14 protein-coding genes are annotated in these 17,111 nt (G+C 64.6%); 8 read left to right on the plus strand and 6 right to left on the minus strand.

The genetic code is table 11. From position 1 onward, the window contains the following. Positions 1-28: 28 nt before the first annotated feature. From recD to recC, 3 genes are read right to left on the minus strand one after another with little or no spacing between them, the layout of a single operon-like run. A complete protein-coding gene (gene recD / locus AC1DE1_RS14785) occupies positions 29-2,020 on the minus strand; it encodes an exodeoxyribonuclease V subunit alpha (protein ID WP_477179124.1) in 1,992 nt (663 codons plus the stop codon). Continuing rightward, complete coding sequence (gene recB, locus AC1DE1_RS14790; RefSeq protein WP_477176394.1) at positions 2,010-5,675, minus strand: exodeoxyribonuclease V subunit beta; 3,666 nt, start codon at positions 5,673-5,675, stop codon at positions 2,010-2,012. Before recB ends, recD begins: the two co-directional genes overlap by 11 nt. Further along, positions 5,672-9,151: an exodeoxyribonuclease V subunit gamma gene (gene recC, locus AC1DE1_RS14795; protein ID WP_477176395.1), complete on the minus strand. Its 3,480-nt coding sequence runs from the start codon at positions 9,149-9,151 to the stop codon at positions 5,672-5,674. Before recC ends, recB begins: the two co-directional genes overlap by 4 nt. Positions 9,152-9,575: 424 nt before the next feature. Here recC and AC1DE1_RS14800 point away from each other — a divergent pair, with 424 nt between their 5' ends. Next, positions 9,576-10,394, plus strand: a complete 819-nt coding sequence (locus AC1DE1_RS14800) for a hypothetical protein (RefSeq protein WP_477176396.1) — start codon at positions 9,576-9,578, stop codon at positions 10,392-10,394. 34 nt (positions 10,395-10,428) lie between these two features. On the opposite strand, the gene AC1DE1_RS14805 is transcribed toward AC1DE1_RS14800, so the two are convergent. Further along, positions 10,429-10,878 carry a hypothetical protein gene (locus tag AC1DE1_RS14805; RefSeq protein WP_441603596.1) on the minus strand — a complete coding sequence of 150 codons (450 nt, stop codon included), beginning with the start codon at positions 10,876-10,878 and terminating at the stop codon, positions 10,429-10,431. 370 nt (positions 10,879-11,248) lie between these two features. On the opposite strand from AC1DE1_RS14805, the gene AC1DE1_RS14810 reads away from it, so the two are divergent. The 3 genes from AC1DE1_RS14810 to AC1DE1_RS14820 all read left to right on the plus strand — a co-directional run bounded on the left by AC1DE1_RS14810 (position 11,249) and on the right by AC1DE1_RS14820 (position 13,283). Then, positions 11,249-11,629 carry a VOC family protein gene (locus AC1DE1_RS14810; protein ID WP_477176397.1) on the plus strand — a complete coding sequence of 127 codons (381 nt, stop codon included), beginning with the start codon at positions 11,249-11,251 and terminating at the stop codon, positions 11,627-11,629. Between the two features lie 102 nt (positions 11,630-11,731). Continuing rightward, positions 11,732-12,319, plus strand: coding sequence for a hypothetical protein (locus tag AC1DE1_RS14815; RefSeq protein ID WP_441603598.1), 588 nt, complete (start codon positions 11,732-11,734; stop codon positions 12,317-12,319). Between the two features lie 37 nt (positions 12,320-12,356). After that, positions 12,357-13,283 (plus strand): M14 family metallopeptidase, encoded by a 927-nt coding sequence (locus AC1DE1_RS14820; RefSeq protein ID WP_477176398.1) that lies wholly within the window; start codon positions 12,357-12,359, stop codon positions 13,281-13,283. 70 nt (positions 13,284-13,353) lie between these two features. Here AC1DE1_RS14820 and AC1DE1_RS14825 read toward each other — a convergent pair whose 3' ends face one another. Then, the gene (locus AC1DE1_RS14825; RefSeq protein WP_477179125.1) at positions 13,354-13,812 is read right to left on the minus strand and encodes a DUF1330 domain-containing protein; all 459 of its coding nucleotides are present in this window, start codon (positions 13,810-13,812) and stop codon (positions 13,354-13,356) included. 146 nt (positions 13,813-13,958) lie between these two features. On the opposite strand from AC1DE1_RS14825, the gene AC1DE1_RS14830 reads away from it, so the two are divergent. The 4 genes from AC1DE1_RS14830 to AC1DE1_RS14845 all read left to right on the plus strand — a co-directional run bounded on the left by AC1DE1_RS14830 (position 13,959) and on the right by AC1DE1_RS14845 (position 16,543). Beyond that, positions 13,959-14,291, plus strand: a complete 333-nt coding sequence (locus AC1DE1_RS14830; protein ID WP_477176400.1) for an autorepressor SdpR family transcription factor — start codon at positions 13,959-13,961, stop codon at positions 14,289-14,291. Further along, on the plus strand, positions 14,288-14,719 hold the full coding sequence (locus AC1DE1_RS14835; protein WP_477176401.1) for a hypothetical protein: 432 nt from the start codon (positions 14,288-14,290) through the stop codon (positions 14,717-14,719). Before AC1DE1_RS14830 ends, AC1DE1_RS14835 begins: the two co-directional genes overlap by 4 nt. A gap of 45 nt (positions 14,720-14,764) precedes the next feature. Beyond that, entirely contained in the window at positions 14,765-15,700 is a 936-nt protein-coding gene (locus tag AC1DE1_RS14840) for a PLP-dependent cysteine synthase family protein (RefSeq protein ID WP_477176402.1), read from the plus strand. A gap of 342 nt (positions 15,701-16,042) precedes the next feature. Then, a complete protein-coding gene (locus tag AC1DE1_RS14845; protein ID WP_477176403.1) occupies positions 16,043-16,543 on the plus strand; it encodes a hypothetical protein in 501 nt (166 codons plus the stop codon). A gap of 216 nt (positions 16,544-16,759) precedes the next feature. Here the strand turns inward: AC1DE1_RS14845 and AC1DE1_RS14850 are convergent, their stop codons facing one another. Next, complete coding sequence (locus AC1DE1_RS14850) at positions 16,760-17,041, minus strand: hypothetical protein (RefSeq protein WP_477179126.1); 282 nt, start codon at positions 17,039-17,041, stop codon at positions 16,760-16,762. Positions 17,042-17,111 lie beyond the last annotated feature (70 nt).

Consider the following 17,111-nt stretch of genomic DNA (forward strand, 5'->3'; position numbering starts at 1 on the left):
AACAAGGCCGCCGCAGGGCGGCCTTGCTTCATGTGGCGGACGGTTCGGCGCCCGACCAGCGCAGGTGCAAGCCGGAATGGCGGTGCACCGGTTGCTCCACCGCCTGGCGAACGATGGCAGCGGGTGCGAGCAGGCTGAACCGGCGGCGTGCACGCGTGATGCCGGTATAGAGCAGTTCGCGCGTCAGCACGGCGCTGGCTTCGGCCGGCAGTACCAAGGCCGCATGCTCGAACTCCGACCCCTGCGACTTGTGCACCGTCATGGCATAGACGGTTTCCCGTTCGCCCAGACGCGACGGCAGTACAAAGCGAAGGCGGGTACTGCCGTCGTCCGCCGCACCGGCCACTTCGAAGGCAACGCGCAGATGCAGTACGCCATGTTCATCGGGAACACGCAGGGCAATGCCCACGTCGCCATTCATCAGGCCCAGGCTGTAGTCGTTGCGTGTCATCAGTACGGGCCGACCCTCGTACCACTCGTGGCTGCTGTCGATCAGCTGCTGCTGATGCAGCAACTGGACAATCTGGCGATTGAGCCCTTCGGTGCCAAACGGTCCATGGCGTAGCGCGCACAACAGCTGAAAGCTGCCGAAGGCGCGCAGCACGCCACGGGCCCATGCATCGTAAGCGGCTGGGTCGGCAATAGGCGACGGCCGTTCGCGATGCATCCACTGGAGGTAGTGGCGATAGCCTTGTGGTTGTTGATCATTCCGCTGCGCCAGGAACTGCGCCTCACCACCATTGAGCACCAGCTCGGCGAGCGAGCGCGCATCGGCCGCCGCATCGATCCATGCGATATCCGTGTGCTGTCCGGCAAGCAGCGTATGCACGCGCGCGGCATGGCCTTCGTTGACTTGTTGGGCGAGGCTGCCGATACCACTGTCAGCACCGAAGCGATGGCTATGGCGAAGCATGGCGACATGCTGGTCGAGCGCGCGTGCGTCGTCGCGCACCCAGGCTTCGATGCCGTCGCCGGTGGTCTCGCGCAGCCATTGCGCCGTGGCTGCGCTGTAGTGGCCAAGGTCCGCGCGTCGGCACAGATCGCCAAGGACTGCGCCGGCCTCCACCGATGAAAGCTGGTCCTTGTCGCCTAGCAGCACGAGGCGCGCCTCGTCGGGCAGGGCGGCGAGTACAGCGGACATCATCTCCAGGTCGATCATCGACGCTTCGTCGATCACCAACACGTCCAGGTGGAGCGGATGACTGCGGTCGTGACGGAAGCGTCGCGTATCCGGGCGCGCGCCAAGCAGCCGATGCAGCGTATCCACCTGGCTGGGAATGCTGGCGCGAACGTCGCTGTCGACATCCAGCTGAGCGATCTGCGTGCTGATGGATGACTGCAATCGCGCGGCGGCCTTGCCGGTGGGAGCGGCCAGACGGATGCGCAGCGAGCGGCCAGTGTCCTTGCGATGCAGCGTCTGCAGCAGACCCAGCAGACGCACGACGGTAGTGGTCTTGCCCGTGCCAGGGCCACCGGTGATCACGGTAAAGGCGCCACGCGCGGCGAGTGCACAGGCGACGCGTTGCCAGTCCGGCGTGTCGGTGGCGGCGGTGGGGAACAGGCGCGCGAGCTGGCTGGCCAGCAAGGGTGGCGTGTCATGCACGCGGGCGAGCCGCTGGCCGATCGCCTCGGCGACGCGCTGTTCGTGATTCCAGTAGCGACGCAGGTAGACGCGGCTGCCATCGAGCACCAGGGGTGAGGCAGACGGTGCGGCATCGTCCGATGAAGCGATCAGGGCGGAGATCCCCAGCGCGGGCGATGCCGCTGCAAGCTCAGCCAGCACCGTACGCCATGCATCAGGCCAGCCGGCGTCATCGGCGAGCGACGCCCACGCCGACAGATCCAGACACAGATGGCCATCGGCCTGTTGCCGGCTCACCAGAGCGCCGAGCAGTGGCAGGGCAGCGGGCGCCTGCGGATCCTGCGCAGCGAGAAAACTCGCGAAGGCTACATCCAGTGGGCGCAGCCATCCTCGCTCGATGGCCAGCTCCATGGCGGGCAGGGACGCGTCATGCGGCATGGGCGTGCTCCCCGCTGGCGAACAAGCGATCCAGGGCATCGATCAAGGCCTTCGGCAATCGCTCTACGTGGACGCCGTGCCCGGCGCCATCCACGCCGCGAAGATAGAGATAGGCCACGCCGCCCATATGGCGCTCGTAGTCGTAGCCGGGCAGCCGCGCGCGCAGTTGTCGATGCAGGGCCAATGTGTACAAGGCGTACTGCAGGTCGTAGCGCTCGCGCAGGATCGAATCGCGCATGGCTTCAGCGGTGTACGCGCTGGCGTCGCTACCGAGCTTGTTGGATTTGTAGTCGATCACGTAGTAGCGACCCTGCTGCTCCACCACCAGGTCGATAAACCCCTTGAGCAGGCCGTTGATGCGATCGGCCAGCAGGCTCAGGCGAGGGCGGGCGTCCAGCGTGTGGGCCGTGACCAGACGATCCAGCGCGAGCGTGTCGACGTGCGTCGCCTCGAACCAGAATTCCAGTTCGGCATAGTGGCTGGTCATCTGCGATAGCGAAGCGTGGCTGCCGTCGGGCAACGCCAGGGGCGTGCGCAGCAGCCCGGCCATCCATGTCGTGAGCATGGGGATATGCGCCTGCCAGCCGCGACGTTGGCAGCGTCGTGCGATTTCCTTTTCCAGGGCCGGGAGATCGTCGGCTGCTTCGGCAAAGCCTTCATCGGCCGCCCATTCCAGCAGGTCGTGCAGGAAAGTGCCGGCTTCGGCGCCGGCATGGAATGCATGGATGCCTTGCGCCGCGAGGGAAGGCGTTGCCGGGAGCTCGAGCAGTTCGGCGCTGGCTTCGATCAGCGTGTCCTGCGATGCGGTCTCGGGTACGGGCGCGCGCGTCTCTTCGCTTTCGGCGTACTTCAATCCGCTATAACTGGCCACGCGCCAGCGCTCGACCGGGGCGCCCTCATAGACGCGCGCTTCCCACAGCGGCAGGACGTCGTCCTGCGTGGCGGGCAGCGGGTGCGTGCCAGAGTTGCCGAGCACGCGTATCTCCACGTCGCCTTCCGTGCCCTGCAGTGCCTGCAGGCGCGCCATCAGATCGGCGGGTTCGATCTTTGCGCCACCAGCCAGCACATAGCCGAACGCGGCTTGATGCAAGGTCGACGCCTTGCTGTTGCCCGAACGCGTACAGGCCACGCCCATCCAGCAGGCGTACTGCGCGCGGGTGAGGGCGACATAGAGCAGGCGCAGGTCTTCCTGCAGACGCTCGCGATCGGCCAGCTTGAGTGCATCGTCGCTGGCGCGCAGGTCCATGCGCCGTTCGCCGGCGTCGTCGTGCCAGGTGAAACTGTCGTCGGCCTTCAGCTCGCGCGCGGAACAAATGAAAGGCAGCAAGACCAGGGGATATTCCAGGCCCTTGGATTTGTGGATGGTCACCACCTTGATCAGCGCAGCCTCGCTTTCGAGGCGCACGATTTGTTCGTCGGCGGTCTCCGACTGCGGATCGCTCGCAGTCGCCATCTGTGCCGCGAGATAGCGAATCAGCGCATGCTCGCCATCCAGCGTCGCTGCGGCATGCTGCAGCAGTTCCGCGAGATGCAGCAGGTTGGTCAGCGCGCGTTCGCCGTCGGGACGCGCGAGGAGGCGCGCTGGCAGGTCGAAGGCATGCAGCAGGTCATGCAGCATCGCCAGTACGCCGTGGCGTTGCCAGGTAGCGTGCAATTGGCGGAAACGATCGCCGCAGGCTTCCCAGTGCTGCTCGTCCAGGTTGAGGCGATCGAGCTCTTCGTCGCTCTGGCCCAGCGTCGGCGTGGCCAGCGCGGCGCGCATGGCGCGATCGGAGCCTGGTTCCGCGCAGGCACGCAGCCAGCGCAGCAGATCGGCGGCCTCGGGTGAGGCATAGACCGAGTCGCGGTCGGATAGATACACGCTCTTGAGCCCACGCCGCTGCATCTCCTGGCGCACCTTGGCCGCTTCGGAGCCGCGGCGCACCAGGATGGCGATGTCGCCCGGTTGCAGCGGACGGAAACCGCCATCGGCATTGCGAAAACCGCAGCGGCCTTCCTGTGCAGCGGCGAGCAAATCCACCAGATAGCTCGCGGCGTGGCGGGCCATCACATCGGTATAGGCCGAGCCACTGAGGGCATCATCGCCGGGCTGCACTGCGAGCTGCATCGGCGGCAACGGTTGGTCGTCCAGCATCAGACTATCGCTGCGACCGCGAGCACCCACCGGAAGAAATGGCAAGGCATCGCGGCCACGGCCGAAGGCGAACGCGCCGTCCTCGTGGTCATCGGCGAACTCGAACACGCGGTTCACGGCGCGCACCAGCGGCTCGGTGGAACGGTAATTGGTGCCCAGCGTCCACATCGGCTGCTGGGCGCTGCCGCGCGCACGCAGATAGGTGTGGATATCCGCACCACGGAAGCCGTAGATGGCCTGCTTGGGATCGCCGATCAGCAGCAGTCCGGTGGTGTCGCGGCGCGCATACACGCGATGAAAGATGCGCCACTGCAGCGGATCGGTGTCCTGGAACTCATCGATCAAGGCCATCGGATACTGCGTGGCAATCGTGTCCGCCAGGCGTTTGCCGGTATGGCCGTGCAGTGCGCTGTCGAGTCGCTTGAGCATGTCGTCGAAGCCCAGCTGTGCGCGGCGCTGCTTGGTTTCCTCCAGCTTGGCCGCGACCCAGCGCGTGGCGTGCGCCAGCACCGGGGCGCGCCATGGCGCCACCAATCCCAGCGTTTCCACGCACGCTTCGATGGCATCGAAGGCGGCGTGGCGCAGCGCGTCGGCGTTCTTGTTCTTCGCCGCGACAAGCGCGGACTGCGTGTAGCGTGGCAGAGTGGCCGAGGCATCCGCGCCGCCGCTCGCCCAGGACCGCAGCAGGGCAAGCTCGTCGATCACCTTGTCGCGGCGCATCTTGTTGCCATTCAGTGCGCCGGCATCGAGTGCGCGCACGAACATCGCTTCGATGTCATCCGCGGCAGCCAGCCAGCATTCGCGTGCACGCGACTCGGCGGCGACCACGTCGCCTGCATGCTTGCGGAACGCGTCGAGCACATGCGCGGGATCGGGCAAGGGCTTGCCATCGAGGCGCAAGCTTTCAGGCGGCTGGCGCAGCAGCGGACGCAGGTCGGTCTGGAGATCGGCAGGCGCTTTCCACCAGCGCGACACCAGCGCGGCGCCGGCACGATCCAGTGGAAAGAAATGGCAGCGCCAGTAGTCGCGCACGATGTCGGCGAGCAAAGCGCTTTCGTCGGTGTCCGTGTCCTGCTCGAAGGCATGGCCGCTATCAAAGGCGTGCTGTCCCAGCATGCGCTGGCACCACGCGTGGATGGTATGGATGGCCGATTCGTCCATCCATTGCGCCGCCAGGTCGAGCTGGCGGGCGGCGCGGGCGCGCTCATCACCATCGGCATAGACGGCCATCAAGTCGCGCAGGAAGTCGTCGGGTTCGCGGCGCCCGCGAAACGCTTCGGCCGCTTCGCCCAGGCGCTCGCGTATGCGTTCGCGCAGCTCGGCGGTGGCGGCCTTGGTGAAGGTCAGCACCAGGATCTGCGCCGGCAGCAAGGTCTTGCCTTCGGGCGTGCCATGGCCCAACACCAGCCGCAGATAGAGCGCGGCGATGGTCCAGGTCTTGCCGGTGCCGGCACTGGCTTCGATCAGCTGGATGCCGTGCAGGGGCAATTGCAATGGTTGGAGTGGCGCGGTCGTGGTCATGCGTCCGCGCCGTTGGTGATGGCCGCGATCATCGGCTGGTAGAGAGCGAGCCAGTGGTGGAAGCCACCGGCCTCCAGCGCGTCGTAGCGTGGCCATGCGCGCGCGAGATAGGGGTCTTCCTGCACTTCGCCAACGCCGCCAAATCCGCTGCCTTCATAGGCAAGCTGGGCCAACTTGCGCGCCTTTTCGGGATCGCTGCCGTTCTGCAGCCAGGCAAACGCCGTCTTGCGCGCCACCGGCAACGGCATGCGCATGCCTTCGCGCAGACACGAGAGCAGGGCGTTGAGGCACATCACGGCATCGTCGGCAGCGAGCGGCCGCATCAACAGCGTGGCGTCCACGCCGATGATGCGGGTGTGCAGGCGCAGGCCGAGCGCGTGCGCCACCACATGGATCACCCAGGCGGAAATGGTCTTGTCGTAGCGGATGTCGCCTTTCTGCAGCAATTTGCCGGTCACCAGCTCCAGTCGCGTGTAGCCGCCATGCCCGTCTTGTCGCAGATCCGACAGCCAGTCTTCGAGTCGCACGCCATGCGCCTCGTGCAGCACCTCGATCTTTTCGTCCACCAGCGGCCATTGCTCGCAGGCAGCCAGCCAGCGCGACGCGAGATCGCCGCTTTCGCGCGTGAGCGCGTCGCGCGCCAACTCGCCGAAGCCGCCCGGCGGCAGGTCGCCCTGATCCACCAGTTGCCTGGTGGCGACGTCGACGGCGGCGCGCACGTCGGAAGCCGCCATCGCACTGCGCAGCACGCTGGTCATCGCAACATGGCGTTCCAGCGCATCCAGGCCGAACGGCTCATCGTCCATCGTTTCTTCGTCGCGCACGGCGAAGTGCACTTTCAGGCGGTGATTGAAGAAGTGGCGAACGGGGCGCGCCACGAAACTCTGCAACAAACCGATGCTGATGGCGGCATCCGGCTGCCAGGGGGCGAGCGCTGCATGGATCGCCTCGTCGTGACCACGATGAGCCTGGCGCCATTCGCGTGCATAGGTGAACAGGCGCGCATCCGCGTCGGCGCTGAAATAACGACGGCTGAAGGGCTGCAGCGGATGAATCGTGGTCATGGCTTCGAGCAGGCGCTCGCCAGCGTGATCATCGCTGGCGTCATCGCCGTCGCCACACCAACCGGCGGCCACGTAGTCGCGCAGCTGGCCGACCAGGACGGATGGCGGCAGCACGCTGTTGTCGCGCACGTTGCGCCCCACCCAGCTGACGTAAAGCGCGTCGCGCGCGGAGGCCAGCGCCTCGAGGAACAGATAGCGATCGTCTTCGCGTCGCGAACGATCGCCCGGACGCGCATGGCCGGGTTGGGCCATCAGATCGAAATCGGCGGGCGCCTGGCGTCGGGGATAGTCGCCATCGTTCATGCCGAGCAGGCACACCACGCGGAACGGGATCGCGCGCATCGGCATCAGCGTGCAGAAGCTCACCGCGCCGCCCATGAAACGTTGCGAGAGGCGGCTTTCGTCCATCGATGCCAGCCAATGCTCGCGCACGATGTTCAGTGGCAGCGGAAGGCTGAATTGTGCGTCCTCGCAGGCCTGTCGCCATTCGTCCAGCGCATCGTTCAAGCGCGTGAGCCGGTCGCTGTCGGAGGGATCGTCCGCATCGAAGAAATCGATCAGCAACTGCTGCAGGCACTGGTGCCACTGGCCCGGCGTCGCCGGTTCGCGCATGCGCGCCCAGCAGCGCTCGAGCTGATCGAGCAGCAGTGTGAGCGGGCCGATCAGCGCGGCATCGAGACCGCCCACCTCGCCATACGGCGCAATGCCGTGCCACGTATCGCCTTCACCGACGGCGTAACCGAGCAGCATGCGGCGCAGGCCGAAGCGCCAGGTGTTCTGCTCCACGCCAGGCAGTTCGAGACTCTGCTTTTGTTCGCGATCCAGCCCCCAGCGTATGCCCGCGCCTTCGATCCAGCGGCGCAACGTGGGGAGTCCGTTGTCGTCGATGTCGAAGCGTGCACGCAGTGCGGGGACGTCGAGCAGGTCGAGCAAATCGCTGACGGTAAAACGCGATTCGGGCAGCGACAGCAAATGTTCCAGCGCCACCATCAACGGCACGGCGCCACGCGACGGCTGGTCGGCAACGGAGAACGGCAGATAGCGCGCATCGTCGGCCGGCAGGCGGCCGAACACGGCCTGCACATGCGGCGCATAGGTCTGGATATCCGGCACCATCACGATCACGTCGCGCGGTGACAGTGGCTCGCCGCGTCGCGCTGCGTCTTCGAACATCGCCAGCAGCTGGTCGTGCAGGATCTCCACTTCGCGCTGCGGGTTATGCGCGATGTGGAAGCGCAGCGACATGTCGTCGTGCCGCCATGGCTTGCGTTGCGCTGCATCGGCCGGCAGCGGATCGAGATCCAGAATCGCTTGCTGCATCTGGCGCAACAGCGTGCTGCCGTCGGTATCGGCGAACAGGTCGATGCTGCGGTTCCACGCGGCGAACTGGTTGCGATAGCCCTCGGGGCGATCGAACGCGTCCAGCAGGCGGATGTAATCGCGCCCTTGCCGGCCCCACGCCGCCAGCAACGGGTTGGCGTGCAGGTGGAGATCTTCGAAGCGCGGTTCATCCGGCAGGCCGGGCTTGAGGCCGTGGCGACGCTGGCTGGCCTTGAGCAGCTCGCGATCCTCGATGATGTCGGCCCAGTAGTGCCGGCAGGGATTGGCCACCAGCAGCATGACCTGGCAGTGGCGCGATAACGCGGTGAGCGCTTCCAGCGTCTGCTGCGGCAGCGAGGAGATGCCGAACACCACGATGCGTCGCGGCAGCGTGGCGGGGCGGGTCGTCATGCCGGCGATGCGTTCGATAAAGGCCTGATGCACGGCGGCGCGATGGTTGTGGCGCTCATCGCCGACGTCATCGAGCAGCAGCTGCCACAGCCGCGCCTGCCAGCGCTGATCGGCGGGCAGCGGCGTGTGCTTGCCGCGCAGCTCGTCGCGCAGTTCGTAGCGGCCGTGCTCCCAGTCGGTGAGCCAGTCCGCGCGATACACCTGGTACTGATCGAACAGGTCGGCCACGCGCTCGGCCAGCTGGTAGCGCTTGCGTTCGTCCGGGTCGTCGCGGAGAAAATCGCGCAGCGGCGCGAAGTCGGCTTCGTGCAGGTGCGCGGGCAGCAGGCGCAGCAGGCGCCAGCTCAGCCGTGATTTGTCGAACGGCGAGGTGGTGGCGACCGCGTCGCGCCCCAGCACGCTGCGATAGGCGGCCCACAGGAAGCGGCCGGGCAGTTGCACGTCGATGGCGGCGCTGATGCCCAGCCCGCCAGCATCGGCCGGCCGCGCCAGCGCCCACTTGAGCCACTGCGCGATGCCGTTGCTCTGCACCAGCATCAGCTCGTCTTCCAGTGGGCGCAGCGGCGCGCGCGCCAGCCACGCGGTCAGCAGGTCGCGCAGATCCTCCATGCGGTTGCCATGGATGACCATCAGGCCCGGCTGGATCGGGCTCTCCAGGGGCAGCTCGAGGGTGTGGCTCACATCAGGCAATGGGGCGACTCGCTCATGGATGCATTCTCGCCGAGGCGGCGACGGATGTCCCGCATGATCGGGCCGGGCTGTCGCAGATGGCGAGAGGTGGTGGGGCCCGCGCAGGCCTGCTTGCGTCGGCGCACGGGGTGACGATCAAGCTTGGCGGCCGCACCAGCTGTGGTGCTGGTGGCACTCCCAGTGCGTGCTTCGTCACGCGGGGCAGATGCCAGAGGACATGACATCTGAAATGCGATTGGACGCAAGAAAGCGCAGGACGGCGATCGCCACAATGCGCGCGCCTCGTCGTGATGGTGCGCGGATGTGTGCCTAGGAACATATGTCTGACATCACGCGACGAGGCACCGCCGTCCGCGCCTTCATGCGCCGAGGCACCGCGTAAGCGCAAGAAAATACTTCGCTTTTTCGTCATCCCGTGGATGCCCTGCAACGTTACGATGTGCCGTTCGTCGAACGACACATCACTACCGAGGGCAGCACCATGCAGGGATGGCAAAACAAGATCTGGGCGATGACGCTGGTCGCGCTGATGGCATCCATGGCGTCGCCGGTCGGCGCGCAGACCAGTGCTGCGAGCACCGCCGATACGGACACGCCGCCCACCGACGCCGATCTGGCCAACGCACGCTGCGTGTCCGGCGAAGAGAAATTCCTGCCCGGCGACTATTACTACTGCCTGGGTTCGCAGAACTTTGGCCTGGGGCATTACGAGATCTCGCAGCGCTTCTTCACCACGGCGGCCAGCTGGGCCAGCAAGCCGGCGCAGTACGTGCTGGGCATCATGGCGCTCAATGGCGATCACCAGCCGGTGAATCGGCCCTTGGGACTGGCCTGGCTGGCGCTGGCCTCGGAGCGACCAAACTCCAACTTCCAGCAGGCGCACGACACGGCCTGGAAGAGTGCGACGGACGTGGAGCGCAAGGCGGCCGAGCAGGAGCTTGCCAAGCTGCGCCCGGTGTATGGCGACGCCACCGCCGGGCCGCGCGCCGAGCGCCGCTATGCCGATGGCATGGCCATGCTTAATCGCTTGACCAATCAGGGGGCGAAGTACTGCATGGCAGGCATGAACGATCCGTCCAGGCCCAACGCCGATGCGAGCGCCTGCCCGCCGGTGCAGATGGTGATGAAGATGGTGGACACCGCGGCCATCAATGTTTTCGATGGCTGGTCCGGTCATGTCACGGTGGGTCCGCTGGAGCAGGCCGCGCCGCCGGCAGCCGCCGGCAAGAACTAAATCGCGCTTGCTGCGGGAGGCGAGGGCGCGTGCCTCAGTTGTGCGCGTCCATCGCCCAGGTGTTGGCGAGGCTGGTGATGTCGGCCAGATTCATCGAGTGCTCCGCACGTTCCAGCGCGCTGCAGGCCGACTCGGCGGCATAGCGCATCAGGTAAGCCAGGTGTGCGCGGTATTGCGAGCCGATGCCGTGCGCGCGGATCATGCCGGCCGCTTCGGCCAGGCATTCCAGGTCGCTATAGGCACGGTCCAGGTCGCTGCTGCTGGAGCACTGCACGAAGGCCGTCGCGCCATCGGGATCGCGCGAGCGCAGGCTCACCACGTCTTCCACCAGTCGAGCCGCCTGGCGTGCCGCAAACACCAGCACGTCGGCTGCCGCATGCGACAGCTCGCTGTCGGAAACGGCGCGATCGGTCAGCTCCACGAGGCTACGAGTGACAACAAGCAGTTGGGCCACGGGACGGCCCGCAGCATCGCTATGAGTCATGGTTCCGGTTCCCCTCCGGAGTGGTGATCCGGACATTGTCCACGGTGTCGTGACATTTGTGTACATGAGCAGGGTAGGAATTTGTGACCCCTGACACAGTCGGCGCGGCGATTTGCCCCCATCACTGCCCGGCAGCGCATGCTCCGGTTACGCTATGCCACTGAAAATACTGGGCCTCCGGGTTTAGTGGGAGAGTGAGTACGCGCTGGCATCCGACAAAAGGCCTAGTCGCTGTCCATGTCCAATTTTTGCCGGTTGTCCAAGCCCTTTGGCTATGTCATCGCGTTCCGCCGGGGCTTTATCCTCAGCGATGCACGTCCACCCGGCAGAACCCTCGCACGCCGTTGGAACCGTATGGAGGAGGACGCTTATGCACTACTCCCGTCTTTGTGCCTTGCTCATCGATTGCCACACGCCGGATGTCGACGAGGCGGCACAGTTCTGGGCGCAAGCCTTGGGGCGCCCGATCGACCTTGGTCATCCCGGCAGCCGTGGCAACTACCGCATGCTGGAGACGCCGCCTGACGAAGCCATCGTGCAGATCCAGCGCGTGGCGCACCAGAGCCGCGTCCACCTCGACATCGAAACCGATGACATTCCCGCCGAAGTGGCACGTCTGGAAAAGCTGGGCGCTCACGTGGTGGATCGCCTCGAACGTTGGGTGGTGATGCAGGCGCCGACGGGGCAGCGCTTCTGCGTGGTGCGCGTGCAACGTCCAGGATTTCCCAAGAACGCGAACCAATGGGAGTGACGTGCGCTGATCGCTTCGATTGAGCGTCGTTGACAACCCTCCGCATTCGGCCCAGGCGGAGATCGAACGGGCACCGGGCCACCATGGCAGAAGGACTCTCTTATGAATGGTTTCCGCGTTGTGTTGATCGCTGCGCTTGCGGCCTGCATTGCTGCTGCGGCCCTACCCGTGCAGGCCAAGCAGGACACGCCCAATGCCAGCCAGGCCAAACCCAATCTCGCCGGCCTGCACGATTTTGATTTTCTGGTGGGCAATTGGCGCGGCCATCATCGCAAGCTCAAGGAAAAGCTCGCCAACAGTCATGACTGGGACGAGTTCGACGGCACGCTCAGCATGCGCCCGCTGATGGACGGCTATGCCAATGTCGACGACAACGTGTTCAACACGCCCAAGGGCACCTACCGCGGCGTCGGCCTGCGTTCCTATGATCCCAAGACCGCGCAGTGGGCCATCTGGTGGCTGGACGGACGCGATCCGTTCGGACAACTCGATCCGCCGGTGAAGGGACATTTCGAGCACGGCGTCGGCACGTTCTACGCGACCGACACGCTGCGCGGCAAACCCATACGCGTGCGCTTCGTGTGGTCCGGGATCACACCGACCACGGCGCACTGGGAACAGGCTTATTCGGCCGACGACGGCAAGACCTGGGAGGTCAACTGGATCATGGATTTCACGCGGGTGCCGTGATGCTAAAGTGCGGCGCATCCACCACGACGGCATCAGCATGAGCACCCAGCATTTCTATCCCATCGGTACACCCGGACAGGCCTGGGGCGCGGCAGAACGTGCAGCGTGGCTGGCACGCCAGAGCAAGCAGCGCAGTTACGCGGATGATGTGGTGAGGGTTCTCGAGCGCCTGCGCGAGACGTTCGACGTGGTGGAGTACGGGGCGCTGGATTACGGCTCCGAACACTATCCGCTGCTGGCTGTACGCAGCCGTGACTGGCGTGAGGATCTGCCGGTGTTGCTGGTCACGGGCGGCGTGCATGGCTACGAGACGAGCGGCGTGCATGGCGCGCTGCAGTTCCTGCAGCAGCATGGTCGCGACTATGCCGCTCGGGCGAATTTGTTGGTGGTGCCTTGTGTGAGTCCGTGGGCCTACGAGCGCATTCATCGCTGGAATCCCGAGGCGCTCGATCCCAATCGCAATTTCCGCAAGCACAGCCCCGCCGGCGAATCGGCGGCGCTGGTTGATCTGCTGGAGCCACTGCGCGATCGCGCGCTGATGCATATCGATTTGCACGAAACCACCGATTCGGACGAGTCGGAATTTCGCCCGGCGTTGGCATCGCGCGATGGCAAGCCGTTCGAGCCTGGTGAAGTGCCTGACGGTTTCTATCTGGTCGACGACACCGATCGTCCTCAGCCCGAGTTCCAGCAGTTCGTCATCGAAGCGGTCGCCAAGGTGACGCACATTGCCGACGCCGATGCACGCGGCGAGATCATCGGATCGCCGTTGCTGATGCCGGGCGTGATCAAGTTTCCGGTGAAGCAGTGGAGCCTGTGCGCAGGCATCACCAACGCGCGCTATGCGACCACTACCGAGGTCTATCCCGACAGCCCGCGCGCCACGCCGCAGCAATGCAACGATGCGCAGGTGGCGGCCGTGCGCGCGGCGATCGACTATGCGTTGAGCCATCGCGTCGACTGAGCGGCTGCCACGCTGACGAGGCGTGGCCCATCGCAGTGCAATGATTTCGTGGTGAGCGCCGAGGCGCTGCTCATCCCTCGGCCTGCAAAGGCGGAGGCGTCATGTCGGACAGCGGAAGCAAGCGCGAATCTTCGATAGCCGCCGTGCGATGTCCCAAGCCGGACAAATAGGCCTCGTGCGTCGCAAAGGCCAGAAAGGATTCGACGCTGCGTTGCCGAATAAGCATGGCCATGTCCCAGCGCTCGTCCGGCGGTCCAATGAGAAAGTCACCGCCCTTGCCGAGGAACTCGATGTTTCCTCCGGATTGGAGCAAATAGGRCAGGGTGTGCTCGATATAACGCTGAAAGGCGGCCTTGCCGGTAATCGGCGATGGCGGCGCCAGTTCCGGTGTAGCGGCGTAGTCCGCGACTTCGCGGAAACGCAGAAGATTGAGCATCACTACCTGGCCTTCCAGCTGCCGCATGACGAAGGCGCGGCCGGCATCTTGCGTGGGTTCCAGATAGCGCGTGAGCTGTTCGGGCGACGTCATGTCGCTGACTCCTGATGGGAACGCGACGGTGCGCGTCGGCGAGCAAATATACCCGGGTATATTTGTCCGGATCAATAGTACCCGGGTAAAACATAGGCCGAATGCCAGCACTTGCACTATTTCGATATTTGGCTAAATATCTACGAATGAACAGCGTCTTCAAGGCCCTCGCCGATCCCACCCGCCGCAAGGTGCTGGAATTGCTCCGTCAGCGTCCGATGACCGCCGGGGAGCTATCGGACCATTTCCCGGTGTCTCGACCGACCATGTCGGCGCATTTTGCGGTGCTGCGCGAGGCTGACCTGGTCGAGGCCAACAAGATCGGCACCAGCATCACCTACCAGTTGAAGTTGTCGGTACTGGAGGACGCGCTGCTGGGCTTCACCCAGCTGTTCGGCATCGGCGCCGCAGAGCCCACGCCAGCAAGTGCTGCTGGCGTGGCCGAGCACAAACCCACTCGAGAAGGAGCCGACGAATGAGCGAGAACTCCCAACTTCAGCGCGCGAAAAAAGAAATCCTGTTCGGACTCAAGCTCGCAGCCGTGATGATCGGCGGTGCGCTGTTGCTCACCCTGGCCCGCAAGCAAGGGTGGATCGACGCAGAGCAAGTCGTGCGTGGCAACAACGTCATCATCGGCCTCGCCCTCGCAGCCTTCTGCAACTTCATGCCAAAGCGGATGACCGGCACGCCGCGAACCATTCACCACGCGACCCTGGCGCAGTCCATCGGGCGCGTTGGCGGATGGGCGATGACGCTGGCATTTCTCGTATGGTGCGCGCTATGGGCGTTCGCACCACTGGAACTCGCCAGAATCGGCGCGGTGGCCGCCGTCATCGCCGGCGTTGCGGTGATGATTGGCTATACGGTCTGGAAGTGCGCCGGTGGGCGTGTGTCGAGGAGTGGTTGAGGTAGTGCCGGGCGTTCGTCTGTCATTGGACAAGTGGATCACACGATGAGCCAAGATATCCTCAAGCAGATCGGCCGCACCCCATTGGTACGGCTCAGCCGGGTCGGAAGTCATTTGCCCTGCGAGATCTGGGTGAAGTGCGAGCATCTGAACCCGGGTGGTTCGATCAAGGATCGTATTGCGCTGGCCATTGTCGATGACGCCGAAGCGCGCGGGCTGTTGCGGCCGGGCATGACGCTGATCGAAGCCACGGCCGGCAACACCGGTGTCGGCCTCGCCCTGGTGGCTGCGGCCCGTGATTACAGGCTTGTTTGCGTCATGCCTGAAAAGATGTCCCACGACAAACGCGGTGCCCTGACCACTCTGGGCGCAAACGTAATCATCACGCCCAACGCGCCGCCATCGAGCAGCGATAATTTCCGCAATGTCGCCCAACGCCTTGCGCGCGAAAACGGCTGGTTTCTCGCAGACCAGTTCAGCAATCCCGCGAATGTTCGTATTCACGAAGAGACGACGGCGAAAGAAATTATCGACCAGACGGGCGGGCGAATCGGTGCCTTCGTAGCGGGCGCGGGCACAGGCGGCACGATTTCCGGTGTCGGCAGGCGACTCAAGGCCCACCACAAAGGCATCGCGGTGATACTGGCTGATCCTGTCGGGTCGGCTCTGGCAGATTGGGTCGAAACGGGAACGCCGGGTCCCGATGGATCGTATGCCGTCGAAGGAATCGGCGCAGCGGAGCCACCCGCCAACTTGCATCGCGATGTCATCGATAGCGTCGAACGCATTTCCGATGAGGAGAGTTTTAGCGTGGCTCGACGCTTGATGCGTGAAGAGGGGCTTCTAGTCGGTGGATCGTCTGGCACCAACGTGGCAGCGGCGATGCGCGTTGCCGCCCGCGGCCAAGTGGACGGCCCGATCGTCACCATCCTTCCGGACGGCTGGGACCGGTACCGATCCAAACCGTGGATGCAAGATTGATTGTCTAGCCCGCAGGGCCGAAACCCGGGTCTGAGTGCACTTTTATTGAGTGCACTTGCGACTTCCGAAGGTAAGGAAATGAGGAAAGTGCACTTTGACCCTCGTTCTGGACGACATTCGCTCGGCGTTGCGCCGTCACGCACCACCTCGCCCAAGTGGACACCCATCTCGCTGATCCCTGACAGACGATACCAACCCTGCTTGTTAGGGTCAGTCAGTCATTCGCGCTGTCGTGTTGCACGGCCTCGCCGATGACCATGACTACCAGGTCATGAGGCGCGGGCCGTGAGTGCGACTAACACCCACGACCCGCTAACCATCACCAACTTATCGAGAGTTGATATGGCTATCCGCGATCATACGGTACGCATTCGCTCGTCCGTTCCCCCTGACGACACCCTCACTCCTCCGCCTCATGCCCCGTCGTCCACGGCGGCGGCATCGCCCGAAACCCTGCGTCATAGCACTCGCGGCGACATCGCCCTGGCGGTGCTCGCCCTCTCGCGTCTGCGTCTCGACAGCGAGCAATGCCGCCACGCGCAGGCGCGGGGATTCCCCGGCAGACCGCTGCCATGGCCGCTTCCCGTGGCCGTCACGGCCACCCTGGGCACGGCCATTCACTGCCTTCAGCAGTACGCACGCCTGCTCGGTGAGAGTCTGACCCTAGGTACCCTCTGGCAGGACGATCTCGTGGTCTTCGAGCTTTACCTTGCCGGCGAGCGTCCGTCCGATGCTTTGGTCCTAACTGAGGCCAAAGTGCACGTGTACTCTGGTGAGCTTGTCCAGATCCGCGTATTTGAAGAAGCCATGAAGCGCTTAGGTAGTCGGCAGCGAAGCGTGTAAGGTCAGCTTCCGACCCGTAGAGGACCTTTCGGCAAGGACGAAAATCAGGGGCTGGCGATGGAGTACATAGAAGAAGCATCGGTTTCGCCGGCTGGCGTTTTAAGGCTTCTGAAAACCGGAGATGGGATTTCTGCTGCCAAAGGCCTTATCGGGCTAGCCCTGAACTCGTCCACTCTGGCACCGGCCCTCGAAGTTTCGTTCGCGGCGGCCCAAGCATCAGACCCGCTCGTTCGGGGAGGCGCGCTGCTTAGTTTCGGGCACTTGGCTCGCCGATTTGGTCAGCTTCCACGCGAGCCGGTATACGATCTTGTCGCTCACGGACTGGTCGATGCTGATGGGCATGTTCGAGGGCAGGCAGACGCGGCTGCCGATGACCTTGAACAGTTCCTTGGCTGGCATATCCAAAGGCCATAAGGTCAGCTTCCGACCGATGGTGTTGAAAAAGTCGTCATTTCGCCAGTGGCTCGTCGGTCCGATGATGAGTTGGTCGGTTCCCAAGTGAAGAATCGACAGGCAAACGCTCTGGCTCTGTCATGCGGGGACCACATCGATCCCTTTGGTCACCTTC

This window comes from Dyella sp. 05T440 (assembly GCF_056395965.1).

Bases quoted from the DNA above. Each gene is read 5' to 3' on its own strand.
- recD (WP_477179124.1), bottom strand. From the start codon at position 2,020: ATGCCGCATGACGCGTCCCTGCCCGCCATGGAGCTGGCCATCGAGCGA.
- recB (WP_477176394.1), bottom strand. From the start codon at position 5,675: ATGACCACGACCGCGCCACTCCAACCATTGCAATTGCCCCTGCACGGC.
- AC1DE1_RS14805 (WP_441603596.1), bottom strand. From the start codon at position 10,878: ATGACTCATAGCGATGCTGCGGGCCGTCCCGTGGCCCAACTGCTTGTT.
- AC1DE1_RS14810 (WP_477176397.1), top strand. From the start codon at position 11,249: ATGCACTACTCCCGTCTTTGTGCCTTGCTCATCGATTGCCACACGCCG.
- AC1DE1_RS14815 (WP_441603598.1), top strand. From the start codon at position 11,732: ATGAATGGTTTCCGCGTTGTGTTGATCGCTGCGCTTGCGGCCTGCATT.
- AC1DE1_RS14820 (WP_477176398.1), top strand. From the start codon at position 12,357: ATGAGCACCCAGCATTTCTATCCCATCGGTACACCCGGACAGGCCTGG.
- AC1DE1_RS14830 (WP_477176400.1), top strand. From the start codon at position 13,959: ATGAACAGCGTCTTCAAGGCCCTCGCCGATCCCACCCGCCGCAAGGTG.
- AC1DE1_RS14835 (WP_477176401.1), top strand. From the start codon at position 14,288: ATGAGCGAGAACTCCCAACTTCAGCGCGCGAAAAAAGAAATCCTGTTC.
- AC1DE1_RS14840 (WP_477176402.1), top strand. From the start codon at position 14,765: ATGAGCCAAGATATCCTCAAGCAGATCGGCCGCACCCCATTGGTACGG.
- AC1DE1_RS14845 (WP_477176403.1), top strand. From the start codon at position 16,043: ATGGCTATCCGCGATCATACGGTACGCATTCGCTCGTCCGTTCCCCCT.